25 protein-coding genes are annotated in these 21,999 nt (G+C 68.1%); 9 read left to right on the top strand and 16 right to left on the bottom strand.

All coding sequences use genetic code 11. The annotated features are described in order from the left end of the window. Positions 1-38 precede the first annotated feature (38 nt). From ACQUSQ_RS12020 to trpC, 8 genes are read right to left on the bottom strand one after another with little or no spacing between them, the layout of a single operon-like run. Positions 39-440, bottom strand: coding sequence for a TRAM domain-containing protein (locus tag ACQUSQ_RS12020; protein ID WP_435069483.1), 402 nt, complete (start codon positions 438-440; stop codon positions 39-41). Positions 441-492: 52 nt separating this feature from the next. Beyond that, positions 493-1,152: a YkgJ family cysteine cluster protein gene (locus ACQUSQ_RS12015; protein ID WP_435069481.1), complete on the bottom strand. Its 660-nt coding sequence runs from the start codon at positions 1,150-1,152 to the stop codon at positions 493-495. A gap of 37 nt (positions 1,153-1,189) precedes the next feature. Beyond that, positions 1,190-1,969, bottom strand: a complete 780-nt coding sequence (locus ACQUSQ_RS12010; RefSeq protein ID WP_435069479.1) for an MBL fold metallo-hydrolase — start codon at positions 1,967-1,969, stop codon at positions 1,190-1,192. Further along, on the bottom strand, positions 1,966-3,141 hold the full coding sequence (locus tag ACQUSQ_RS12005) for a 3-dehydroquinate synthase II (RefSeq protein WP_435069478.1): 1,176 nt from the start codon (positions 3,139-3,141) through the stop codon (positions 1,966-1,968). Before ACQUSQ_RS12005 ends, ACQUSQ_RS12010 begins: the two co-directional genes overlap by 4 nt. A gap of 48 nt (positions 3,142-3,189) precedes the next feature. Further along, on the bottom strand, positions 3,190-3,981 hold the full coding sequence (locus tag ACQUSQ_RS12000; RefSeq protein ID WP_435069477.1) for a 2-amino-3,7-dideoxy-D-threo-hept-6-ulosonate synthase: 792 nt from the start codon (positions 3,979-3,981) through the stop codon (positions 3,190-3,192). A 23-nt stretch (positions 3,982-4,004) separates the two neighbouring features. Continuing rightward, entirely contained in the window at positions 4,005-4,850 is an 846-nt protein-coding gene (trpA, locus tag ACQUSQ_RS11995) for a tryptophan synthase subunit alpha (RefSeq protein ID WP_435069475.1), read from the bottom strand. Then, positions 4,847-6,097, bottom strand: coding sequence for a tryptophan synthase subunit beta (trpB, locus tag ACQUSQ_RS11990; protein ID WP_435069473.1), 1,251 nt, complete (start codon positions 6,095-6,097; stop codon positions 4,847-4,849). The genes trpA and trpB overlap by 4 nt, the downstream gene beginning before the upstream one ends. Beyond that, the gene (gene trpC / locus ACQUSQ_RS11985; RefSeq protein ID WP_435069650.1) at positions 6,094-6,849 is read right to left on the bottom strand and encodes an indole-3-glycerol phosphate synthase; all 756 of its coding nucleotides are present in this window, start codon (positions 6,847-6,849) and stop codon (positions 6,094-6,096) included. The genes trpB and trpC overlap by 4 nt, the downstream gene beginning before the upstream one ends. A 109-nt stretch (positions 6,850-6,958) precedes the next feature. Here trpC and ACQUSQ_RS11980 point away from each other — a divergent pair, with 109 nt between their 5' ends. Continuing rightward, complete coding sequence (locus tag ACQUSQ_RS11980; RefSeq protein ID WP_435069471.1) at positions 6,959-7,402, top strand: MGMT family protein; 444 nt, start codon at positions 6,959-6,961, stop codon at positions 7,400-7,402. On the opposite strand, the gene ACQUSQ_RS11975 is transcribed toward ACQUSQ_RS11980, so the two are convergent. Continuing rightward, on the bottom strand, positions 7,399-8,130 hold the full coding sequence (locus tag ACQUSQ_RS11975; protein WP_435069469.1) for a CPBP family intramembrane glutamic endopeptidase: 732 nt from the start codon (positions 8,128-8,130) through the stop codon (positions 7,399-7,401). The genes ACQUSQ_RS11980 and ACQUSQ_RS11975 overlap by 4 nt on opposite strands. Positions 8,131-8,148: 18 nt before the next feature. Further along, positions 8,149-10,263 (bottom strand): ATP-dependent protease LonB, encoded by a 2,115-nt coding sequence (gene lonB, locus ACQUSQ_RS11970; RefSeq protein WP_435069468.1) that lies wholly within the window; start codon positions 10,261-10,263, stop codon positions 8,149-8,151. 166 nt (positions 10,264-10,429) lie between these two features. Here lonB and ACQUSQ_RS11965 point away from each other — a divergent pair, with 166 nt between their 5' ends. After that, a complete protein-coding gene (locus ACQUSQ_RS11965; protein WP_435069467.1) occupies positions 10,430-10,945 on the top strand; it encodes a nicotinamide-nucleotide adenylyltransferase in 516 nt (171 codons plus the stop codon). After that, positions 10,942-11,691 carry an SAM hydrolase/SAM-dependent halogenase family protein gene (locus tag ACQUSQ_RS11960; protein ID WP_435069466.1) on the top strand — a complete coding sequence of 250 codons (750 nt, stop codon included), beginning with the start codon at positions 10,942-10,944 and terminating at the stop codon, positions 11,689-11,691. Before ACQUSQ_RS11965 ends, ACQUSQ_RS11960 begins: the two co-directional genes overlap by 4 nt. A 12-nt stretch (positions 11,692-11,703) precedes the next feature. On the opposite strand, the gene ACQUSQ_RS11955 is transcribed toward ACQUSQ_RS11960, so the two are convergent. Beyond that, on the bottom strand, positions 11,704-12,606 hold the full coding sequence (locus ACQUSQ_RS11955; RefSeq protein WP_435069464.1) for a glycosyltransferase: 903 nt from the start codon (positions 12,604-12,606) through the stop codon (positions 11,704-11,706). Between the two features lie 47 nt (positions 12,607-12,653). After that, complete coding sequence (locus tag ACQUSQ_RS11950; RefSeq protein WP_435069462.1) at positions 12,654-13,358, bottom strand: class I SAM-dependent methyltransferase; 705 nt, start codon at positions 13,356-13,358, stop codon at positions 12,654-12,656. A 175-nt stretch (positions 13,359-13,533) separates the two neighbouring features. On the opposite strand from ACQUSQ_RS11950, the gene ACQUSQ_RS11945 reads away from it, so the two are divergent. Then, complete coding sequence (locus tag ACQUSQ_RS11945; protein ID WP_435069461.1) at positions 13,534-13,806, top strand: winged helix-turn-helix domain-containing protein; 273 nt, start codon at positions 13,534-13,536, stop codon at positions 13,804-13,806. A gap of 9 nt (positions 13,807-13,815) precedes the next feature. Here the strand turns inward: ACQUSQ_RS11945 and ACQUSQ_RS11940 are convergent, their stop codons facing one another. From ACQUSQ_RS11940 to ACQUSQ_RS11930, 3 genes are read right to left on the bottom strand one after another with little or no spacing between them, the layout of a single operon-like run. Then, positions 13,816-14,208 carry a DUF7575 domain-containing protein gene (locus tag ACQUSQ_RS11940; RefSeq protein ID WP_435069459.1) on the bottom strand — a complete coding sequence of 131 codons (393 nt, stop codon included), beginning with the start codon at positions 14,206-14,208 and terminating at the stop codon, positions 13,816-13,818. Positions 14,209-14,257: 49 nt separating this feature from the next. After that, positions 14,258-14,938, bottom strand: coding sequence for a type I 3-dehydroquinate dehydratase (locus ACQUSQ_RS11935; RefSeq protein ID WP_435069457.1), 681 nt, complete (start codon positions 14,936-14,938; stop codon positions 14,258-14,260). 6 nt (positions 14,939-14,944) lie between these two features. Then, the gene (locus ACQUSQ_RS11930; protein ID WP_435069455.1) at positions 14,945-16,012 is read right to left on the bottom strand and encodes a DNA-methyltransferase; all 1,068 of its coding nucleotides are present in this window, start codon (positions 16,010-16,012) and stop codon (positions 14,945-14,947) included. A gap of 88 nt (positions 16,013-16,100) precedes the next feature. On the opposite strand from ACQUSQ_RS11930, the gene ACQUSQ_RS11925 reads away from it, so the two are divergent. Continuing rightward, the gene (locus tag ACQUSQ_RS11925) at positions 16,101-16,829 is read left to right on the top strand and encodes a helical backbone metal receptor (protein WP_435069453.1); all 729 of its coding nucleotides are present in this window, start codon (positions 16,101-16,103) and stop codon (positions 16,827-16,829) included. Positions 16,830-16,835: 6 nt separating this feature from the next. On the opposite strand, the gene ACQUSQ_RS11920 is transcribed toward ACQUSQ_RS11925, so the two are convergent. Continuing rightward, positions 16,836-18,674, bottom strand: a complete 1,839-nt coding sequence (locus ACQUSQ_RS11920) for a flippase-like domain-containing protein (protein WP_435069452.1) — start codon at positions 18,672-18,674, stop codon at positions 16,836-16,838. An 80-nt stretch (positions 18,675-18,754) separates the two neighbouring features. On the opposite strand from ACQUSQ_RS11920, the gene ACQUSQ_RS11915 reads away from it, so the two are divergent. From ACQUSQ_RS11915 to ACQUSQ_RS11900, 4 genes are read left to right on the top strand one after another with little or no spacing between them, the layout of a single operon-like run. Beyond that, positions 18,755-19,291 (top strand): CNNM domain-containing protein, encoded by a 537-nt coding sequence (locus tag ACQUSQ_RS11915; protein WP_435069450.1) that lies wholly within the window; start codon positions 18,755-18,757, stop codon positions 19,289-19,291. A 21-nt stretch (positions 19,292-19,312) separates the two neighbouring features. Further along, entirely contained in the window at positions 19,313-19,756 is a 444-nt protein-coding gene (locus ACQUSQ_RS11910; RefSeq protein ID WP_435069448.1) for a DUF5788 family protein, read from the top strand. Continuing rightward, positions 19,753-21,498, top strand: a complete 1,746-nt coding sequence (gene polX / locus ACQUSQ_RS11905) for a DNA polymerase/3'-5' exonuclease PolX (protein WP_435069446.1) — start codon at positions 19,753-19,755, stop codon at positions 21,496-21,498. The genes ACQUSQ_RS11910 and polX overlap by 4 nt, the downstream gene beginning before the upstream one ends. Further along, on the top strand, positions 21,498-21,974 hold the full coding sequence (locus ACQUSQ_RS11900; protein ID WP_435069444.1) for a Mut7-C RNAse domain-containing protein: 477 nt from the start codon (positions 21,498-21,500) through the stop codon (positions 21,972-21,974). Before polX ends, ACQUSQ_RS11900 begins: the two co-directional genes overlap by 1 nt. Positions 21,975-21,999 lie beyond the last annotated feature (25 nt).

The raw sequence follows: 21,999 nt of genomic DNA, 5'->3' as shown, positions 1-21,999 counted from the left end.
ATTCGCAGGGACGAAAATCGGTCGTGGGGAGGGCGCGCTCAGAGGTCTTCGTCGATGATTTCGCCGACCGCGAAGTTGGATTTGACCTCCGTCACTTCGATTTTGACGCGTTCGCCGATTTCGGCGTCGGGGACGATGATGACGTAGCCACGCTCGACGCGGGCGATGCCGTCGCCCTGCTTGCCGATGTCCTCGATTTCGACGTAGCGAATCTCGCCCGCCTCGACGGGGGGTTGCGGTTCCGACGTCGGTGACTCCGACTCGGTCGTTTCAGTCGTCGACTCCGCCCGCTCCCGAGAGATGAGTGCGACCCGATAGGTTTCGTCGGCGTCGATAGACCCAGTCTCGATTTCGCGTTGCGGGACCTCGATGACGTACGACCCATCCTCCGACTGCACGCGCGCGCTGAACAGACACAACAGGTTATCTGAGATCTCCATAGTGTAAACCTCCATGTCAACCTGTGTCGCGATAGTTAAATGAGTACCGACGTTATCGGGGTCGCCCGTCCGGGGTTTTCGGTCCCTCCGAGTCGTAGACGACCACGCCGTCGGCGTCGACTGGCTCGTAGTTGTCGCGGACGCCGATTGCTTCCTCCAGTTCGCGGACGGCACGCTCCTTGAGGGCGTCTGCCAGTTCCTCCGCATCGGCCCGCGAGATGTCCCGTCCCAGCCCCTCGCACTCGTGAGCGCGGACCATCCCCGCCTCGTCCACCGCCTCGCCCATCGGTTGGCTCGTCCCACCGAGGGCGACGCTGAAGGGGTACGTCTCACAGATGAGCGGGCGGTCCTCGTGAACGGTACATTTGCCCTCGCCGTCTGTCTCCTCGTAGAACGTGCAATCGCCGCAGGCGTCGGTCTGAAGCGCCCACTCGAAGGTCGTCCCCTCGGGACCGTCGTCGCCCTCGGAGAGACCGTAAGGCATCGGCCGCGCCACGTCCCGCCAGTCGTAGTCCGTGGTCGCCTGTAACTCCCGAATCTCGTCCGGGAAGACGGTCGCCGTGTGCGGGTCGCCGTCGCCCTCGTCGCCCTCGTTCGCCTTGCAACAGGCGCCACAGCGCGTACACTCGAAGCCGATGGACTCGATGGCGTCGGCGAGGTCACTCACGTCGAGGGCCTGCGCCCGTTCGAGTTCGGCTTCGAGTGACTCCATACCTCCGCTGGACGGGCGAGGCTCAAAACGCCGTCGGCTACGAGGGGGCGACCGACCCCGTTTCGGGGTCGAACCGAACCCGACCCTCGACGGCGAGTTTGTCGAGGTGGGCCCGCACCGTCGCCGCCGCGAGCGCGCGCACCCCCGAGAGGTCGCGGTCGTAGGCCGCGTCGACGACGCTATCGACCGACGACGCCCCCTTGCGGACGGCGCGCTGGATTTGGCGCTCGCGGTCGAGTCGGTGGTCGTAGAGACGGTGGAGCGTCGCCCGCGGGTCGTCGACGACGGGGCCGTGCCCCGGATACAGCCGTTCCGGGTCGCGCGCGAGCAGTCGCCGGAGCGCAACGAGATAGGCGCGCATATCCCCCTCCGGCGCCGCGACGGCGACGCTTCCGGTCGCCATCACGAGGTCGCCGGCGACGACGCCCGCCGGCGTCTCGAAGGCGACGTGGTCCGGCGCGTGACCGGGCGTATCGAGGACGGACAGACCGCTCACGCACTCACCCTCGGCGAAGGTGCGGTCGGGAGCAACGTCGGTCGCAGACTCGAAACGGGCTTCGCGCCCGCGCCGCGCCCAGACGGTCGCACCCGTCTCGGCGGCGTAGTGCGCCACCCCACCGACGTGGTCGGGGTGGGCGTGGGTGACGGTAACGTGGTCGACGCCCCGGTCGGCGACGGCCGTATCGAGAGCGTCGGTGCGGGCCGCGGGGTCGACGAGGACGACGCCGTCGTCGCCGTCGAGGAGGTAGGCGTTCGTCGCGCCGCCGGGCGCCGACGTGTCGGTCGGGACCGAAACCCGGCGAACGCGGGAAGTCACTTCTCGATGATGCTCTCTTCGACCGCCTCGCCGAAGTGGCGGGCCACGTCCTCGTAGTAGACGAGAATATCGTCACCGGGTTCGAGGTCGGTGACGGCGGTCCGGCCCTCGTCGGTGTGGACCTTGATGGTCTCTGCGTTCTGGAGGAGCGTCTCGATGCGGTCGACGCCGTCCTCGGTTTCGACCTCCGCCTGAATCCGGAACATGGGGCGTTTCTCGATTTTCACGCGGCCGACGACGGTTTCGCGCGTTGCGCCCTCGGTGTCGACCACCTGCACCTCGTCGCCGCTCTGGAGTTCGGCGAGATACGTCGTCCCGCCACCCGGTGAGCGCGCGTAGGCGTGGACGGCGCCCGCGTTCACCCGGAAGGGGCGGGAGGCGACGTACGGAGATTCGGCCGTCTCGGCGTGGACGAAAAAGAGCCCGCGCGACATCGACCCGACGAGCATCCCCTCGTCGTGTTCCATGAGCGACCCGGTGTCGACACAGACCCGGTCGGCCATGCCCGTCCGCTCGACTTTCGTCACTTCGGCGTACTGCAGGTCGAGTTGTTCGCGGTCGGCGGCGTCCCGCATCTCGCAGGTCGAGCGAATCTCGTCGGGGTCGCCCGAATCGAGGAGGACGCCGTCGGCACCAATCTCTAGCGTCTCGAAGGCCGTCTGGGCCTCCTCCGCGCTGGTGACGCCGGCTATCAGGTCCGTCTCCTCGCCGATGCGGGCGATGAGGTTCTCCAGCGGGATGATGGTCCAGTCCTCGCCGACGACGATGGTGTAGTCGGCGTCCTGCGCGGCGGTTTCGGCGAAGCTCTCGTAGTCCTCGTCGAAGATGCGGACGTACGCGCCGCGTCCGCGGGCGTCGTCGCGGCGGAGCGTCGAGAGGTCGGCAGAGCCGGAGAAATCGGGCGGCAGGTCGACCGTGCCGTCGCCCTCGCTATTCTTGCCGACGATGTACGCGTCGGCGGTCGGGCGGTCGGATTCAGCGTCCTCGACGAGGTCGGCGTCGGTTCGGAACGCCGCGACGTTCACGTCACCGAGTTCCCGGACCTGAGCCACGTCGGACTCGTCGACGAGCACCCAGTCGACGCCGGCTTCGAGACCGGCAGTGATGCGTTCCTTTCGCGACTCCCAGTCGCCGACATCGCCGTCGGCTTTCAGCCACACGCTCCGTGTCATTATCTGAGACTCGACGGGGCATGGCTTCAACGTGGCGGATAGTGACGGTCAGGCTTCGAGGAGACCGCCGCGCCGAAGCGCCTCGTCGACGCCGACGTCGTCGTGGAGGATGGCCGAGATGGCGCGCGTGATGGCGCCGGGGTCGTCGTGCTGGAAGATGGAGCGCCCCATCGAGACGCCGGCGGCGCCGCCGTCCATCGCCCCGCGGACCATCCGAACCGTCTGGCGGTCCGTCCCGCGACTCCCGCCGGCGATGACGACGGGGAGACGAGTCGCCGAGCAGACGGGGGCGAAACTGTCGCCGTCGCCGCTGTATCCCGTCTTGACCACGTCGGCACCGAGTTCCTCCGCAAGGCGGACGGCGTGGGAGAGTGCCTCGGGGTCGTCCTCCTCGATGTCCGGCCCGCGGGCGTAGGCCATCGCGAGCGTCGGCACCCCGAGTTCGGTCGCGCGCTCGGTCACGTCCGCGAGCGCCGTCATCTGCTCCGGTTCGTACTCGGAGCCGACGTTGATGTGGAAGGAGACGGCGTCGGCGCCGGCCCGGAGCGCCGCCTCGACCGTGCCCGTGCGTCGCTTGTCGTCCTCGTCGGGGCCGATGTTCGTCGACCCGTTGAGGTGGACGATAAAGCCCGCGTCGTTCTTGTGGTCGTGGACGCGCGGCGCGACCCCTTTCTGGGTGAGGACGGCGTCGGCACCGCCCCCCGTCACCGCGTCGATTGTCCCTTCGATGTCGACCAGTCCCTTCACCGGCCCCAACGTTACTCCGTGGTCCATCGGAACGATGAGGTAGCGGTCGTTCGTGGAGATGCGCTGAAGGCGTGCGCGTGTTCCCGCATTCATGTGTTACCCTGTACCAGTGTCGCTTATGTACGTTCCGGATGCGGCTGTTCGTCCGCCGCCGCCCCCCGGAGCGCACCCTCCTTGATTTCGCGGGCTTTCGCCTCCAGTCGGCTAGCCACCGTCACCGGCGGGTCGCCGCGTTCGACGCCCTGCTCCACGATATCGATGAGTGCAGAGCCGACGATGACGCCGTCGGCGCCGGCTTCGACCACTCGCTGGGCGTGTTCGCCCGACGAGATACCGAATCCGACCGCCTTCGGCACGTCCCAGTCCACGACGCGGGCGAGGCTCTCCTCGGTCTGGTCCGAGAGCGCCGTCCGCGCTCCCGTCGTGCCGAGCCGCGCCTGCACGTAGACGTAGCCCGACACCTGCGACATGATGCGCTCCAATCGCTCGCCGCGCGTCGTCGGCGCGACGATGAAGACGAGTTCGCAGTCGTACTCGTCACAGGCGTCACGGAGCGGGCCGGCCTCCTCCGCAGGCAGGTCGGGGACGACGAAGCCGTCGATGCCCGCCTCCGCAGCGCGGCGAACGAAGGCCTCCGGCCCCCGCTCCTCGTCCTCGCCGAACTGGTAGATGAGGTTGTAGTAGGTCATACAGACCAGCGGAACCTCGACGTCGAGGTCCTCGACGAACTCGAAAAAGCGGGTGGGCGTCATCCCCGCCTCCAGCGAGCGGACGATGGCGTTCTGGATGGTCGCCCCCTCGGCGATGGGTTCGGAGAAGGGCAGGCCGAGTTCGATGATGTCTGCCCCGCCCCGTTCCAGCGCCTCGACGTAGGAGAGCGACGCCTCGTAGTTCGGGTCGCCCGCGGCGAGATAGGGGATGAAGGCCGGGCCGTCCGCGAAGGCCTCGTCGATACGGCTCACTGGAACCCCCCCGTCTCCGCGAAGGTGTCGATGTCAGGGGCGATGTCGATATCGCGGCCGTGAGTCTCCTCCAAGACGGTTTCGAGGTCCTTGTCGCCGCGGCCCGAGATGTTGAGCAAGACGGTGTCGCCCAGTTCGTCGTGGTGCTCCTCGACGTACGCGACGGCGTGGGCGGATTCGAGCGCGGGGATGATGCCCTCTAACTGCGAGAGGCGGTGGAAGCCTTCGAGGGCGGCGTCGTCGTCGACGTTCGCCGGCGTGACGCGGCCGCGGTCGGTCAGGTCGGCGAGTTCGGGTCCGACGCCGGCGTAGTCCAGTCCCGCCGAGACGCTGTGTGACTCCATAATCTGGCCGTCGCGGTCCTGCAAGACACGCGTTCGCGACCCGTGGAGGACGCCCTCCGTCCCCGTCGAGAGCGTCGCGGAGTTGGGCGCGACGCCCGCCTCCTCGTCCACTTCGAGGCTACTTCCGCCGGCCTCGACGGCGTACAGCGAGACGTCCTCGTCGTCGACGAACTCCGCGAAGACGCCCATGGTGTTCGAACCGCCACCGGCGCAGGTGACGACGGCGTCGGGAAGCGCACCGGTTTTGTCCTGTATCTGCTCGCGGGCCTCCTCGGAGATGACACGTTGGAAGTCACGCACCATCGCGGGGAAGGGGTGAGGGCCGACGACGCTCCCGATGACGTAGTGGGTGTCCTCGACGTTCGTCGCCCAGTCGCGCATCGTCTCGCTGATGGCCTCTTTCAGCGTCCCGCGCCCGACGGTCACCGGGGTCACTTCGGCGTCGTTGAGACGCATCCGGAACACGTTGGGGCGCTGGCGGTTGATGTCTCGGCGGCCCATATACACTTCACAGGGCATACCGAGGTGGGCACACGCCATCGCCGTCGCGGTGCCGTGCTGACCGGCGCCCGTCTCGGCGATGATGCGCTCTTTACCCATGTACTTCGCGAGCAAGACCTGCCCCAAGGCGTTGTTCAGCTTGTGCGCGCCGCCGTGGAGGAGGTCCTCGCGCTTGAGATACACCTCGCAGTCGTAGCGCTCTGAGAGCCGGTCCGCGTGCTGGACGGGGGTCGGACGCCCGCCGAAGTCCGCGAGGCGCTCCCGGAACTCGTCCATGAAGCCGTCCTCGTTGTTCAGAACGTAGCGCTCGTAGGCGTCTTCCAGTTCCTCGATGGCTGGCATCAACGCTTCCGGAACGTACTGTCCACCGTACTCGCCGAATTTTCCTGTATGAGAACTCATGCTGTCGTAAATCGTCGCACGTTTGCTGTCACGTCGCCGTCCATAATCGCGCTCCCGATGAGCAGGGCGTCGGCGCCCGCCTCGCGCATCCGGCGGACGTCCGCCACCGAATCGATACCACTCTCTGCGACCAGCGTCACGTCGTCCGGGACGTGGGGCGCAATCGACTCGAAGGTGTCGAGGTCGACTTCGAGTTGGCCCAAATCGCGGTTGTTGACGCCGACGAAGTCTGCCCCCGCTCCGAGCGCGCGGTCGAGTTCCGCCCGCGTGTGCACCTCGACCAGCGGCTGGAACCCCCGTTCCTCGGCGGCCGCGACGAGGCCGGACAGGTCGTCGACGAACCGCGCAATCAGCAGGACCAAATCGGATTCCACGAGGTCGAGTTGGGACTCGTCCACGATAAAGTCCTTGCGCAACACCGGGACGTCGACGGCGGCCCTGACGGATTCGAGCGCCGCCGTCGACCCGCCGAAGTGCTCGGGTTCGGTCAGGACCGAGAGCGCCGCAGCCCCACCCTCGACCATGGCCCGCGCGAGTTCGACCGGGTCGTCGTCGCGCCGCCCCTCGGTCGTCGGACTCGTCGGTTTCACCTCCGCGATAACCGGAACCCGGCCGTCGGCCTCGGCGTCCGCAATCGCCGCCGAGAACGAGCGGGGGTCGACCGACACGCGCTCGTCGCCGCCCGCGCGCTCCTGTGCCGCCGACAGAATCGAGCGCACTTCGGCCGCAAGTTCTTCACCATTAGCGTCCATCATTGTACACTAACGGACTGATTTGCACATAAGCCTTGCGTCCCGCTCGCTGGCCTCGCACGGGCGACACACGACAACCACTATGAGTCGACCGGCCCACCACGTCCGCATGGAAGGTATCTACGCACGAGACTCGTCGGTACTCGATCGCGCGGTGCAAATCGGCGTCGTCGCCGAGCGCGTGATTAGCGTCTCGTTCCCCGCCGAACCGCCCGCCGACGCCGAGCCCGAGCATCCGATTCTGGACCGCATCTTCGAGTATCTCGACGGCGCCGAGGACCACTTCGACGACGTGCCCGTCGGCCTCACCGTCCCGACGGAGCAACGGACCGTCCTCGAAGCCGTCCGGAACGTCCCCTACGGAGAGACAGTCGACGTCGCCCGCGTGGCGCGACTGGCGGGACTCGACGACGAGGACGAAGCCGCTCTCGACACCGTCCGCGAGGCGCTCCGGGCGAACCCCGCACCGCTCATCATCCCCGACCACCGCGTTTCGGGGCCGGGTGCCACCCCCGCGGCCGTCGCCGAACGACTCCGTGACCTCGAAGCCTAATCGCCCCGCTCGTTGACGACGAACTCCAGCGCGTTCACGAGATAGTGAGCGAGCACGACTGTCGCCAGACTCCCCGTGAGGACGAACGCCGCCGCCAGCACGAATCCGAGGAGACCGGTGACGACGACGCCGATTCGACCCTGCGCGCCGTGACCGAGCGCGAAAGCGACGGAGGAGGAGGCGGCGAGGAGCCACGGCGACACGTCGAATCCCGTCGCGAGCGCGCCGACGAGGATGCCCCGGAAGAGCAGTTCCTCGAACCCGGCGACGAGCGGGAGCGCCACGAACAGCAGGACGGCCCAGCCCGCGGGGGACTCGGGCGAGAGCGCCTCGCGGAGCGCTTCGGACTCGCCGAGACCGAACCGGTCGCCGAGTCGCGAGCCGAGGGTGTTCAGCGCGTGGAGCGCGACGCCGAGGGCGACGCCAGCGCCGAGCGCCGCCGGCCCGACGGCGGTAGGAGAAAGACCGAGCGCCGAGAGCGGAATGTCGGCGAGCCACACCCCGAGACCGAGCAGAAGAGCGAACAGCCCCTGCGAGACGACGACGTTCAGAAGTAGCGACGCCGTCGGGGGAGACGGCGACCCGACGACGCGGTCGTTCAGTGTCGACGGGTAGTCGTCTGGTGACTCGGTGGTCGAGGTGAGCGCGTCCGCGGACGCGTGTGACAGAAAGAGCAGACCCGCGAGGACGACGCCGACGAAGCCGGCGAAGGCCGTCCACGCGGGCATTACGGGAGCACGCCGCGTCTACTGCGGGCTGGGGCTGCTCGGACCCTGATTGACGCTCTGTTTGTCGAGCGCCGAGCCCGTGATTTGCTTGAGTCGAGCGACCAGCGAGTCCTTCTCGGGCTCGCCTTCGAGCGCCACGTCGAGCACTTCGCTGATGTGGCTGACGGGGATGATTTCTATCATGTCCTCGTACTCGTCCTCAATCATCACGTCCTGCATGTTGGCCTCGGGGATGATGACCCGGTCGCAGCCGGTCTTGGCGGCGGCCTCGATTTTGTGCGTGACGCCACCGACCGGGAGGACGTCGCCCCGGACCGAGAGCGAGCCAGTCATCGCGAGCGACTGGTCGACGCCGACGTCTTCGAGCGCGCTGATGACCGCCGTCGCGACGGTGATGGACGCGGAGTCGCCGTCGACACCGCCCTCACCCGCCTGAACGAACTGGATGTGGATGTCCTTCTGGGTGATGTCCTCGTCGGAGAACTTCTTGATGATGGCGGAGACGTTGGAGACGGCCTCCTGTGCCATCTCCTTCAGCTGTCCGGTGGCGATGACCTCGCCCGGACCCTGCGACGGCGTCACCTCGGCCATCACGGGAAGGACGATACCGGAGTCCTCGCCCATGACTGCGAGGCCGTTGACGCGACCGGCGACGTAGCCTTCGCTGACCTCCAGTTCGTAGTCCTTGCGGCGCTGGATGTAGTCGTCCGCGAGCTGCTGTTCGATGCTTCGCGAGCGACCTTTCGCCTGCAGGACGTGGTCGCGGGTAGTGTTGTCGGCGTCCTCGGCGCGAGCGATGTCGCCCGCGACGCGGACGAGCCCACCGAGGTTGCGGAGTTCGAGCGTCAGGTGGCCCTTCCGCCCCGCGCGGCGCCGCGCTTCGAGGATGACCTCTTTGACGGCGTCGTCGGTGAAGTGCGGGAGCCGCCCGTCTTTCTCGACCTCTTGGGCGATGAACCGGGCGTACTTCCGGCGCATCTCGGGCGTGTCCTCGATGGTGTCGTCCATGTACACCTCGTACCCGTACCCCTTGATGCGGGAGCGGAGCGCCGGGTGCATGTTCTCCATGGCGTCGAGGTTCCCGGCGGCAATCATGACGAAATCACAGGGGACGGGTTCGGTCTGGACCATCGCGCCCGAGGAGCGCTCGGACTGGCCCGTGATGCCGAACTCGCCCTCCTGAATCGCCGTCATCAGGTGCTGCTGGGAGCGGACGTCGAGCGTGTTGATTTCGTCGACGAACAGCACGCCCTTGTTGGCCTTGTGGATGGCGCCGGGTTCGACCCGGTCGTGGGACGGCGTCTCCATCCCGCCGGACTGGAACGGGTCGTGCCGAACGTCGCCGAGCAGCGCGCCGGCGTGGGCGCCGGTGGCGTCCTCGAACGGCGCCGTCTGCTGGTCCGCCGTGTTCACGATGAGGTTCGGAATCATCGCGTCCGAACCACGGGAGCCGTAGCGGAAGGCGAGATAAATGATACCCGCCGCGAGGATGCCGAGCAGGATGTTCCCCGCGATTATCAGGGAGTAGCCCAGCACGATGGCGATGATAATCCACATCAGGAACGAGCGCATCTGGTTGCGCTTGCGGGCTTCCTCCTTGTGGGCCTCGACTATCTGGTCGCCCTTCCCCGAGGGAACGGTCCGAACTTTGGGTTCGTTGCCGTCGTCGGGGTTGTGATAGACCAGCACGTCCTGCAGTTCCTCCTTCGGGAGGAGTTCGCTCATCGCCTTCGCGAGCATGGACTTCCCCGTCCCGGGGGAGCCAATCATCATGACGTGCCGGCGCTGTTTGGCCGCCTTCATGACCACGTCGCGGGCGTGTTCCTGACCAATCACCTGGTCGACGAGTCGGTCGGGGACCTTAATCTCGGCAGTCGAGTCTATCTGCAGACCACCGAGGAGGCCGTCCTCCGCGTCCTCGTCGATTTCGGCGTCTATCTGGACGTCGCTGCCGAGGTCCTCGATGGACCCCTCGTCCGCGTCGTCCGCACCCGTATCGGTGTCCGGGTCGGACGGGACAGGGACGTCGTCTTCCCATTCGTCGGCCCCACCGGCGTCGTCGTGGGGCGGGTCGTCGTCGACCCGCTCCGCGCCGTCGGCCGGGCGCTCGTCCGTGTTTGTGTCGTCGTTCATAGAACGGTGTCGTTGGTCGACCTGAAGGGTGCGCGATTGATATACTTTCTCCCACACCGGAGGTACGATAACGACCAGATACCTGCGTTAGAGCCAGTTTCTGTCCGGTATTCGAGCGATGAGCCGACTCGCCGAATTTATAAACACTCGCACGCACATCGGTACCATGCGGGGGTTTTACATTGGCCGCTTTCAGCCGTATCACGACGGCCACCAGCAGATGGTCAGCGAAATCGTCTCCGAGGTTGACGAACTCGTCCTCGGAATCGGCAGTGCTGGCCACTCTCACGGGATTCGAAACCCGTTCACCGCGGGCGAGCGCGTGATGATGGTCACGAAGTCCGTCGCCGAGTTCGACCTCACGACCTACGTCGTCCCCATCGAGGACCTCGACCGGAACTCGGTCTGGGCGAGCCACGTCCAGAGCATGACACCAGCCTTCGACGTCGCCTACTCCAACAACCCGCTCGTCATCCAACTCTTCGACGAGGCGGGGGTCGAAGTCCGTCAATCGCCCATGTTCAACCGCGACGTCCTCGAAGGCACCGAACTCCGTGAGCGCATGGTCGAGGGCGGCGAGTGGCGGCCGCTCGTCCCCGACCCCGTGGTCGAGGTAATCGAGGAGATAAACGGCATCGAGCGCATCCAACGGGTGAGCGAAACCGACACCAACGGTCAATGATAACGCTCGCGTCCGATTTCGGCAGTCCGTACCCCGCGGCGATGAAAGGCGTCATCCTCCAGCAGAGCGACGCCCGTCTCGTGGATGTGAGCCACGACTTCCGCCGCGGCGCGGTCCGCGAATCGGCGTTCTGGCTCCGCGAACTCCTGCCAACCTTTCCGCCGGCGACACATCTCGCAGTCGTCGACCCCGGCGTCGGCACCGACCGGGATGTCCTCGTCGCGCGCGCCGGCGACCACACCCTCGTCGGCCCGGACAACGGACTGCTCGTCCCCGCGGCGAGGCGGCTGGCCGACGACGTGGACTGGTTCCACGCCGACGCCGGCGACCCGGCGTCGAGTACGTTCCACGGCCGCGACGTGTTCGCCCCGCTCGCGGCGACGGTCCACGACACGACCGTCCCGCTCGACGACCACGAGCGCCTGACCCCAATCGACGAGCCGGTCGACTGCCGACTCCCCGAGGCAGTCGTCGACGACGACGGCGCTCGCGGGTGGGTGCTCGCCGTCGACGACTTCGGGAACGTCGTCACGAACGTCCCCGGCGACTTCCTCGACGGGCGCGACGCGATTCGCGTCAACGGCGAGCGCGTCCCTGCCGTCGAGACGTTCGGCGCCGTCGACCCCGGAAGCCCGCTGGCCGTCATCGGCAGCCACGGCTACGTCGAGTGTGATGTCAACGACGGGCGGGGCGACGAGTGGTTCGGTCTCTCGCCCGGCAACGACGTCCACCTCGACCCCGTCTGAGCGAGGGCGTCGTCAGCGCCAGTCGTACCGCGCGACGGCGCGGTCGGTACGGTCGGAGACGCCGTGTGGGTTGCGCGTCGCCGACCGGTCTTTCACGCGCGCGATGACGCCGTCGGCGGCGCCGCGCGCGATACCGCTGAGGACGTCGCGGCCGATGCCGAACCACTCGGTCGGGTTCAGGTCGCCGCGGACGACGTCGCCCGCGGCGCCGAGTGCGTCCCGAATCGCCCGCCGACTCGTCCCCGTCGCCGACACGGGGCGGATTCCGTAGTTCTTCACGAGGCGGTAGGCGAGCGCGCGGAACTCCGTGCCGTGGTCGTCGGGTGTTCGGCTGCCGTCCGCGGAGTACTCCTGTCGAACACACATGTCGGAGCGCCACGCCACCTCGTAGCCGAGGCCGGCGAGTCGGTGGGCGGCGTCGCGGTCACCGCCCGTCTCCAGATACTCGTCGAAGCCGTCGAGGGCGTCGAGTACGGACCGCCGAAAGGCGACGTTGCCGCCGTTGAAATACGTCACGTCGCGAGAGCCGACGCGGGCCCGCTCCGACTCCTCGGTCGTCATCCCGCCGTCGAGCGTCCGGTGTGTCGGCCCGGTGACGACCGGGGCGTCGGTCAGCCCGTCGGTGAGGCCGTCGAGCCACGTGGATTCGACGACGAGTCCCTGATGCAAGAGCGCCACCACCTCGCCCGTCGCGGCTTCGAGTCCGGCGTTGCGGGCGACGTTCTCCGTCCGGGTGGCGACTTCGATGAGGACGTCGACGTCGTCTCGGTCACGAACCATTCCGGTAGTGCCGTCGGTCGACGGGCCGTTGACGACGACGACTTCCGCGCCCGGGACGTGCGCGGCCAGCGCGTCGAGCGCCGCCGCGAGCCGGTCACGTCCGTTGAGCGTCGGTAGCACTACCGAGAGCGCCATACCCGTCTACACCGACTCGGGGCGTATAACGATTCCCTCTCGCCGAATCAGACGTGGGCGTTCCAGTACGACACCGAGGCGAGGTGTGTCCCCAGCGGCGTGTCGCCGATGGTGGTGTCGACCGTTCGGAACGCGTCGGCCAGCCGATTCGGAATCTTCCGGTAGAAACCGTAGGGGAGGACGAAGTCGTGACTCGCGTCCGTCAGCGTTAGCCCGGCGCCCTCGATGAGGCGGTGGACCTCCTCACGACCGTAGAGCCGCGACCCCATCGGCAGGAGCCAGTTGTAGAGGACGCGCGTGCTTCGGTCGTTGAACGTGTCGAAAAACACCTGCTCTTTCGAGACGCGGCACATCTCCGAGAGGAACTTCGCGGGCGTGTCCGCGAGGTGGAAAAACCGCATCGCGAAGACGGTGTCGAAGTGGTCGTCCGGGAAGGGGAGCCGAGCGGCGTCACCCCGGAGGAACTCGATTCGGTCGGAGACGCCGGCCGCGCGCGCCTTCTTTCGCCCCTCGTCCATCATCGCCGAGGAGATGTCCAACCCGGTGATGTTGGCGCCGCGCTCGGCCAGCATGACGGTGAATCGCCCCGTTCCACAGGCGATTTCGAGGACGTCCTTGTCTTCGACCGGACCCAGCGCCTCCAACACGGCTCGCTTTTCGCGGCGGTCGATGAGACGCCCCCCGCGCGAGAACCGCTTGACGTCGTACTCTTGGGCAATCTCGTCCGCCTGGTACCACTCCGCTCCTTTCACGCTACGCGTCTCTCGGGCCGAAGATTAAAACCGTACTGGATGGCACCGCGAGGAACCGATATGTCGACTTCGAGAAGTCGTTACCTCATATTGTAATTAAACGCATATAAGGTATCTCGTGTGTTTGCACGCATATGGAGATAACCTTTACCACTAACGACATGGACGACCATGTATGAGCACCACAGCAGCAGACTCCGTTGGCGACGACCGACTGACCACCACCGAATACCGAGAGCGACTTCGCGAACTGCCGCCGAGCGCGAAACTCGTCGCAAAGGTGCTCGAAGGCGACTCGCCGCTGTCGCAGGGCCAGCTCGCCGAAGAGTCGCTGCTCCCCGACCGGACGGTCCGCTACGCGCTGAACCGTCTCGAGGAGTCCGACATCGTCGGCTCCCGCTACAGCTTCAAGGACGCGCGCAAACAGGTCTACTTCCTGCGAACCTGAAGGCCGGCGTCAGCCGTTTTCTTCGGCTCGCTCGCTATCCGAGCCAGCACACCACGGACAGAACGAGAGCTCCGGGTCCAGCGTCCGGCCGCACGAGGGACACGATGGCGCCTCGGTCTCGGCGTCGACCGACCGAGCCACGTGGTACGTGTCCACCGTGTTCAACGCGAGCAACACGACCACCGGGAGCGTGACCCGAAGCGGGAGCGTCGCCACCGTCGCCGTCTCGGGGTTGGCGAACGTCGTGACCAGTACGAGTCCCGCACCGAGGACGAGCGAGAACCACGCGACCGCGCGCCGCCACCGTCGGAGGTAGGCGTGACCCACGCCGCCGATACCGAGTGCCGCCCCCGCGACGCTCACGAGAACCGCGACCACGACCCGTCGGTCCGGTGTAGTCATCTTCGACCGATGTGAGCGCCACGCGCTTATACCTCTCGTCCGACGCCGCTCACCGACCGCCGAGGCGGTCGACGAGGTCCGCGAGCGTCGCCAAGTCGTACTGTCCGGGTGCGGTCGCCTCGTCGGGGTCGAGCGGCGCGTACCCGATTTTCGACCCGTAGAGCGGTGCGACCGCTCGGGTGTGGCGCCCCGCCTCGCCCATCGCCATCGTCGCCACCCGGTCGCCGCGGGCCGTCGCCGCGTGGGTCGCCGATAGCACCCGGAGCGCGTCCTCGCGGTCCGTCGCCGTCACCGCCGCCTTCCCGACGTCGCCGTGGTCGGCGGCGGCGGCGAGCAGGTCGTTCAGTCGCGACTCGGACGGCGTCGCCTCGAAGTCGTGGACCGAGGCGATGACGCGCGCGCCGTTCTCTCGAACCGTCTCGGCCACCGACGCACCGACCGCCTCTCGCAGGCTCGCGAGTTCGATGTCGACGGCGCCGACCGCGTCGTACTCGCTCGCCGTCGCGAGCGCGTCCAGTCGCTCGGCCTCGGTGCCCGTCGCCTCACCGCCCTCTGCGGGGTCGCGGTTCGTGACGATGAGCGGGAGGTCACCGTCGTAGTCGTCGAGCGCCGCGAGCGGGTCGGCCGCGAGGTCCATCCGAAACTCGACGGCGTCGGCGTGGGGCCGCGCCGCCGGTTCGTCCCCGAGGTCGGCCGTCGCCGCCGCGAGCACCAGCGAATCGAACTCCATCACCGGTCACTCGGAGGGGGAGCCACTAAACTCCTCTCCGTCTGCGGGCCGGTGGTCGACAGCGTAGCGCCGCCCCGACTCGACCGATTCCGAGTCGACGCCCTCGACGACGTAGGGCCGGATGCGCCGCTCGCGCTTGGTCACCACCTCGAAATCGTAGTGCTCGGCGTCGTAGCCGCCGTCGCGCTCGGCCATCGCCTCCCGATGGCGGTCGAGACGGGCCGCGACGCGACGCCGCGAGGCAGTCGGCAGGTCGGTCAGTCGCTCGTCGAGCGCGGTAAAGAGGTCGCCGTCGAGGTCGAATCCAACCGAGTTGCGGGCGGTGTGCATCGCGGCCAGCGCCGTCGTGCCCGTCCCCGCGAAAGGGTCGAGGACGCGGTCACCGCGCACCGAGAACATCCGAAGGAGGCGGAGCGGAATCTCCAGCGGGAAGGCAGCGGAGCGGTCCCGCCGGTCGTCGTCGGTGTCGGCGAGCGCCTGTCCCTCGCCCCGAACCTCCCAGAGGTCGGAGAACCAGCGGTTGCGCTCCTCCCAGAAGAAGGCGCTCTCGTAGCGTCGGTCATCGCCCGGCGGAAAGGAGCGGGTGTCGCCCTTCCGGAAGATGAGGATGTACTCGTGTTCGAGGGTGACGTAGGCGTTCGAGGGGAGCGTCCCCGACCCCATGAACTTGGTGAGGCTGTTGGTCGGCTTGCGCCAGAGTACGTCCGGAAGCGGCGTCAAGCCGCGAGAGCGGAGGGCGTCGATGATTCGGGCGTGGTTCGGAAACTGCTGGAACTCGCCCCCGATGGAGCGGGTGGCGTCGCCGACGTTGATACAGACGACGCCGCCGGGGGCGAGGGTTCGCATCACCTCGTCCCAGACGGCGTCTAACTGCGCGTGCATGCGTTCGAAGGCGGCGTCGCCGTCGCCGGCGTCGAGGGCCGCCGCCACGTCCGGGTCCTGCGCCGAAAAGAGGTCGTCCCAGAGGTCAATCATCGGGTACGGTGGCGACGTGACGACGAGGTCGACCGACTCGTCGGCGACGGCGTCCATCGCCGCGGCGTCGCCGACGTGCAGGACGTGCTGAGTCCGCATCGCCTGCACCTCCCCGGCCCCCGCAGGTATCGGTGTCGGTTCCGGCGGTGGCCACCGCGTTCTTTACCGTCGGCCCCCTGTGACCGGTATGACTCCCCCGCGTCGCATCGTCTCGCTCGCGCCCGCCGCCACCGCGACGCTCGACGCACTCGGCGTCGCGGACCGCCTCGCCGGCGTCACGAGCCACCATCGGGGCGACATCGACGCCGCCGTCCTCGGGGGGTGGCTCGACCCGGACCTCGACCGGGTCGACGCCCTCGACCCCGACCTCGTCTGTACCAGCGACGCCCTCCAGTCCGACGTACGCGACGCCATCCGTGACCGCGGGATTCGTGTCCACGACGTCGACGCCACGACGCTCCCCGAGGCCATCGAGGGGTTCGCCGCCCTCGGCGCCGCCGTGGGGGAAAGCGAGGCGGGTGAGCGACTCGCCGCCCGGAGCCGCGAGCGACTCGACCGCGTCCGGGCGCGCGCGACCGACGACGCGCCCACCGTCTACTGCGAGGAGTGGGCCGACCCGCCGATGGCCGCCGGCAACTGGGTGCCCGAGGTGGTCGCCGCCGCCGGCGGAGAGTACCCCTTCGTCGACCCCGGCGACCGCTCGCGAGCGGTGAGTAAAGCGACGGTCGAAGCCGCCGACCCCGACCACGTCGTCCTCCATCTCTGCGGGCAGGGGACGGATGTCGACCCCGCGACGGTGACCGAGCGCGGGTGGGACATCGACGCCGCGGTCCACGTCGTGGACGACGCACTCTTGAATCAGCCGAGTCCGAACTTGCTCGACGGCGCCAAACGCCTCGCCGACCTGTTCGAGTGAGGTCGCTCAGTCGGCGTCGGGGTCCGCGGCGTCCGCGTCGGGCGCCGACTCGCCGGACGCCTCGTCGACCGCACTCGTCAGCGAGACGTTGAGCGCGAGCATCGAGATGACGCCGCCAGCGACGGTGACGAGGTTCTTCACGGCGTGGTCGAGGACCGCGGCGCCGAAGGCGGTCGGCCCCGTCACGGGCGTCAGCCCGGCGACGAGGAGCGTGAAGGCCGCCTCGTACAGCCCGATGCCGCCCGGCGAGAGCGGGAGCACCTTCGCGAGGTTGCCGACGCTCACCGCGAAGAAACCGACGGCGACGAGCGTCGACGGCGCGAGCGCGACGTCGAAGGCGGCGAGGACGAGCACCGCCGTCACCACGTCGAGCGACCAGATGGCGAGGCTGCTCGCGCCCACCCGCGCGAAGGCGGCGCGGTCGGCGGCGACCGTCTGGACGCCGGAGACGAAGCCCTCCAAGACGCCCGCGACGTAGTCGGCGTAGGAGTCGCTGCTCACACCGGTAACGACCCGGCGAATCAGGTTGTCGTCACGGCGGGCGCTCACCACGATGGCGACGACGGCGAGCAGTGCCGCCACCGCGACGCCGACGGCGACGGTGAGTGCGACGCGGGCGCTCCGGGGGTCGACGCCGGGGACGCCAGCGGAGACGGCGTCGACGACTTGGTCCGTCGCGCCCGTGAGGACGAACCCGACGAACACCGTCCCGCCGAGGAGCGTGATGGTCAGCAGGTCGAAGACGCGTTCGACGGCCAGCGACGCGAATCCGGTTGGGTACGGAATCCCGCGGCGCGCCTTCACGACGTAGGCCCGGACGCCGTCGCCGAGGCGAGCGGGGAAGACGAGGTTCCCCGTCTGACTGATAAACACCGCGCCGGTGAGGAAGCCGAGGCGTTCGCGATAGCCGAGTTCGCGTAGGATGTCGCGGTAGCGAGCGCCTCGAATCGGCCACGAGCAGAGATAGACGAGACCCGCGAGGGCGACGAGCGAGAGGTCGGCGCCTTCGAGTTCCGTCAACACCGCCTGCGGGTCGAGATACACCGTCATGAGCGCGAGGGCGACGAGGGTGAGGAGGACGCCCGCGCCGACGCTCACCCGGCGGGTGATGCGGGGGGCGACCGACAGTTGCCACCAGAGCCGGAGAATCTGGCTCCCCATGCCGAACACGTCCCGGACGAGGTCGACTTTCGTGTCGCCTTTCGGCTCCCACTCGACGGGAAACTCCGCGACGGTCAGGCCGGCGCGCTGGGCGCGAACCAGCAGTTCGGTGTCCCAGAACCAGTGGTCGTCCTCGATGTCTCGGTGGAGGCGGACGAAGGCCTCGCGGCTCAGCGCCTTGAACCCGCACTGGTGGTCACAGAGCGACGAGCGAAGGAACAGCCGGACGAGACCGTTGTAGGCGCGGGAGGGCACTCCCCGTTTCGCCGGGCGGTCGGCGACGCGGCCGGGCATCCAGCGCGACCCCGTGGCGACGTCGGCGTCGCCGGAGCGCACCCGCTCGACGAGTTCCTCCAAATGGCGCATGTCCGTCGCGCGGTCGGTGTCGAAGTAGACGAGCGTGTCGCCGCGCGCGGCCTCGAAGGCGCGTTCGAGCGCGCCGCCCCGACCCAGTCGCTCGTCGCTGTGGTAGTGTCGAACCCGGTCGTCGGCGGCGGCGAGGCGGTCGGCGATGTCCGGCGTGCGGTCGTCACAGCCGTCCTCCGCGACGATTACCTCGTACGAGTCGTCCGGGAGGAAGGCGCCGAGCGTGTCGAGCGTCGTCGTCACCGTCTCCTCGATGGTGTCCTCCTCGTTGTACGCGGGGAGGACGACGCTCACCGACACACTGCCGGACGAATCCATTTGGCGAGGATGGTCGGGCCGTAGTCAAGAACTTTCTGTCTGACCGCCCGTTTTTTGTCTCGCTCGACACGACGAGGGACATGACGACAGTCGGCCTCCCGATACTGAGCATCGTCGCACTGGTTGGGTTGCTGGTCGCGAGTGCCTTCTTCTCCAGCACCGAAATCGCCGTCTTCTCGCTCTCGCGGGCGTGGCTCGACGAACGCGTCGCCGCAAAGGACCCCCGCGCCTCGATACTGGCCGAACTGCGCGAGGACCCGCATCGACTCTTGGTGACGCTTCTCGTCGGTAACAACGTCGTCAACGTCGCCATCTCCAGCATCCTCGCGGTCCTGCTGGCCGAGCGCTTCACGGGCGAAATCGCCGTTCTGCTCACCACCGTCGTCGCGAGTAGCGTCGTCCTCGTCTTCGGCGAAATCCTGCCGAAGGCGTACGGCCTCGGCAACGCCGAGGACTGGGCGCTCACGACCGCTCGCCCGGTGTGGGTCGTCGAGCGCCTCCTCCTGCCCGTCGTCGTCGTCTTCGACTTCGTGACGCGGCGCGCCGGCTCCGTCATGGGCGGTGACCCGGATATCGAGGAGCCGTACACGGACACCGCCGGCGAAGGAGCGAAGTGAGCGGCGCGCCAACGGCAGGCCGTGAAAGAGTTCGAGCGCAAGCAACTCCTCGAGCGCGTCAACCGTGAGGGGGCGACGGTCGGCGCGGACATTCCCGAGCGAATCACGATACAGGGCGAGGAGGTGGACCTCCAGCAGTTCGTCTTCGAAATCAAGCGTCGAGACACGGTGCCGGCGGGCGAGCGCGAGCGGGTCGAGCGAGCGAAGAAGAACCTTCGTCGGGAGCGGATAGAGCGCCTCGAACGAATCGAGGAGGGCGAGGTGAGTTACAGCGAGGGCGAGGACGTGGTCGACAGCATCATCGGCATCGACCGCGCGCTGAACGCACTCGAACAGCTCGGCCCCGCCGACTTAGAGCGCGAGGCCGAAGCGCAGGAAGCGGCCGACCGCAAGCGGTGGATGAACTTCCTCAAGAAGGCGCTCGGCCACAAAGACACCAGCCACAACACGCGGGGGCGGCTGTGAGCCGCAACGCCGAAATCGCCGACCGGTTCGAGGAGATGGCGGACTACCTCGAAGCGAAAGACGTCGAGTTCAAACCCCGGAGCTATCGCCGTGCCGCCGAGCGCATCCGCGAGTATCCGACGCCAATCGAGGAGGTGGCGGCGGAGGGGAAGTCGGCGGTGAAAGACATCGAGAGCGTGGGCGACGCGCTCGCGTCGAAAGTAATCGAGTACGTCGAGACGGGCTCTATCGAGGAACTGGAGGAATTACGGCAAGACCTGCCCGTCGACATGGCGGCGCTCACGAGCGTCGAGGGCGTGGGGCCGAAGACGGTCGGCACGCTCTACGAAGCACTCGGCATCACGACCCTCGACGAACTCGAAGCCGCCGCGCGCGACGGCGAGATTCAGTCGGTGTCGGGCTTCGGTCCCAAAACCGAGTCGAACATCCTCGAAAACATCCCCTTCGCCCGGCAGTCACAGGAACGGGAACTGCTCGGTGACGCCCGCCCCATCGCCGAGTCGGTCCGTGACTACCTCCGGGACGCCGACCCGGTCGCCGAGGTGGCCATCGCGGGGTCGATACGGCGGTGGCGCGAAACCATCGGCGACGTGGACGTCCTCGTCGCGAGCGACGACCCGGACGGCGCCGTCGAGGCCTTCCTCGATTGGGATTCGGAGGCCGATATCATCGAGTCCGGGGAGACGAAAGTCAGCGTCCGCGCCCGCGACATGCGCGTCGACTGTCGCGTCGTCGTCCCGTCGGAGTTCGGGGCCGCCCTTCAGTATTTCACCGGCAGCAAAGACCACAACGTCCACCTCCGCAACCTCGCGCTCGACCGCGACCTGAAGATGAACGAGTACGGCGTGTTCGACGTGAGTTCGGTCGACGACGAAGACGGCCAACGCGCGGGGACGCGCGTCGGCGGCGAGACGGAGACGGAGATGTACGAGGCTCTCGACCTCCCGCTCATCCCGCCGGAACTCCGCGAGAACCGGGGCGAAATCGAGGCCGCGCGGGCGGGCGACCTCCCGGACCTCGTCGACCCGTCCGCGCTCCGGGGCGACCTCCACACGCACACGGAGTGGTCGGACGGGGGCGAGTCCATTGCGTCGATGATAGCGGCGGCGGTAGACCGCGGCGACGACTACATCTGCATCTCCGACCACGCCACGGGACCGGGGATGGTCGGGGGCGTCGGCCTCGACGACGACGACCTTCGCGAGCAGATGGACGCCGTCGCAGACGCCGCATCGGATGCCGACATCACCGTCTTCCACGGCGTCGAGGCTAACATCGACGCCGACGGCGACCTCTCGGTGAGCGACGACGTCCTCGCGGACCTCGATGTGGTCGTCGCGTCGCCACACAGCGGGCTGGGCGCGGACCGCGAGGCGGCGACCGACCGCCTCGTGGCCGCAGTCGAACACCCCGAGACGGATGTCCTCGGCCATCCGACTGGTCGACTCATCAACGACCGCCCCGGTCTCGCGCCCGACCTCGAACGCGTCGCGACGGCGGCGGCCGAGGCCGGGACGGCGCTCGAAGTGAACGCCAACCCGCACCGACTCGACCTGAACGACGATGGGGTTCGGACCGCCATCGACGCGGGGGCGACGATAGCCGTCAACACCGACGCCCACAGCGGGCAGGAACTAGAACTGCGGCGCTACGGGGTCCGCACGGCGCGACGCGGTTGGGCCGAGGCAGCGGACGTACTCAACACGCGGTCGCCCGCCGACCTGACCGCGTGGCTCGACTGATGGGGCGCTTTCTCTGTGACGCGATGCTCGGCAAACTGGCGCGATACCTGCGGATGTGCGGCCACGACACGGCGTACGCGCTCGACCGGGGCGTCGAGGCCGACGACGACATCGCGACCCTCGCCCGCCGCGAAGACCGCCGCCTCCTCACGCGCGACGCCGACCTCGCGGCCCGCACCGACGGCGCGATTCGACTCGCCGCGAAGGATATCGAGGGGCAGTTGCGCGAACTCGACGCCGCCGGGGTTCGGCTCTCTCTTCCGGACGCGCCGCGACGCTGTGGCCGGTGTAACGGGGCACTCGACCCAGTGGACTCGGCGGCGTCGACGCCCGACCACGCCCCCGACCCCTCGGAGACCGACGTCTGGGAGTGTGTGTCGTGTGGGGCGCACTTCTGGAAGGGGAGTCACTGGGACGACGTGCGCGCGCGGCTCGCGAGCGTGACCCAGTCGGTGCGGGACAACCGCAACGGTTGAGGGGGCGGGGCGTCTGCATCGACCG

The organism is Haloplanus sp. C73 (assembly GCF_051195115.1).
GTDB lineage: Archaea > Halobacteriota > Halobacteria > Halobacteriales > Haloferacaceae > Haloplanus.
Note: the sequence above shows the minus strand (reverse complement) of the source record. Positions and strands in the feature narration are given on the sequence as shown.

Excerpts from the sequence above, each read along its gene's own strand:
- ACQUSQ_RS12020 (WP_435069483.1), bottom strand. The coding sequence starts at position 440 with ATGGAGATCTCAGATAACCTGTTGTGTCTGTTCAGCGCGCGCGTGCAG.
- ACQUSQ_RS12015 (WP_435069481.1), bottom strand. The coding sequence starts at position 1,152 with ATGGAGTCACTCGAAGCCGAACTCGAACGGGCGCAGGCCCTCGACGTG.
- ACQUSQ_RS12005 (WP_435069478.1), bottom strand. The coding sequence starts at position 3,141 with ATGACACGGAGCGTGTGGCTGAAAGCCGACGGCGATGTCGGCGACTGG.
- ACQUSQ_RS12000 (WP_435069477.1), bottom strand. The coding sequence starts at position 3,981 with ATGAATGCGGGAACACGCGCACGCCTTCAGCGCATCTCCACGAACGAC.
- trpB (WP_435069473.1), bottom strand. The coding sequence starts at position 6,097 with ATGAGTTCTCATACAGGAAAATTCGGCGAGTACGGTGGACAGTACGTT.
- trpC (WP_435069650.1), bottom strand. The coding sequence starts at position 6,849 with ATGGACGCTAATGGTGAAGAACTTGCGGCCGAAGTGCGCTCGATTCTG.
- ACQUSQ_RS11980 (WP_435069471.1), top strand. The coding sequence starts at position 6,959 with ATGGAAGGTATCTACGCACGAGACTCGTCGGTACTCGATCGCGCGGTG.
- ACQUSQ_RS11975 (WP_435069469.1), bottom strand. The coding sequence starts at position 8,130 with ATGCCCGCGTGGACGGCCTTCGCCGGCTTCGTCGGCGTCGTCCTCGCG.
- lonB (WP_435069468.1), bottom strand. The coding sequence starts at position 10,263 with ATGAACGACGACACAAACACGGACGAGCGCCCGGCCGACGGCGCGGAG.
- ACQUSQ_RS11965 (WP_435069467.1), top strand. The coding sequence starts at position 10,430 with ATGCGGGGGTTTTACATTGGCCGCTTTCAGCCGTATCACGACGGCCAC.
- ACQUSQ_RS11960 (WP_435069466.1), top strand. The coding sequence starts at position 10,942 with ATGATAACGCTCGCGTCCGATTTCGGCAGTCCGTACCCCGCGGCGATG.
- ACQUSQ_RS11955 (WP_435069464.1), bottom strand. The coding sequence starts at position 12,606 with ATGGCGCTCTCGGTAGTGCTACCGACGCTCAACGGACGTGACCGGCTC.
- ACQUSQ_RS11945 (WP_435069461.1), top strand. The coding sequence starts at position 13,534 with ATGAGCACCACAGCAGCAGACTCCGTTGGCGACGACCGACTGACCACC.
- ACQUSQ_RS11940 (WP_435069459.1), bottom strand. The coding sequence starts at position 14,208 with ATGACTACACCGGACCGACGGGTCGTGGTCGCGGTTCTCGTGAGCGTC.
- ACQUSQ_RS11935 (WP_435069457.1), bottom strand. The coding sequence starts at position 14,938 with ATGGAGTTCGATTCGCTGGTGCTCGCGGCGGCGACGGCCGACCTCGGG.
- ACQUSQ_RS11930 (WP_435069455.1), bottom strand. The coding sequence starts at position 16,012 with ATGCGGACTCAGCACGTCCTGCACGTCGGCGACGCCGCGGCGATGGAC.
- ACQUSQ_RS11925 (WP_435069453.1), top strand. The coding sequence starts at position 16,101 with ATGACTCCCCCGCGTCGCATCGTCTCGCTCGCGCCCGCCGCCACCGCG.
- ACQUSQ_RS11920 (WP_435069452.1), bottom strand. The coding sequence starts at position 18,674 with ATGGATTCGTCCGGCAGTGTGTCGGTGAGCGTCGTCCTCCCCGCGTAC.
- ACQUSQ_RS11915 (WP_435069450.1), top strand. The coding sequence starts at position 18,755 with ATGACGACAGTCGGCCTCCCGATACTGAGCATCGTCGCACTGGTTGGG.
- ACQUSQ_RS11900 (WP_435069444.1), top strand. The coding sequence starts at position 21,498 with ATGGGGCGCTTTCTCTGTGACGCGATGCTCGGCAAACTGGCGCGATAC.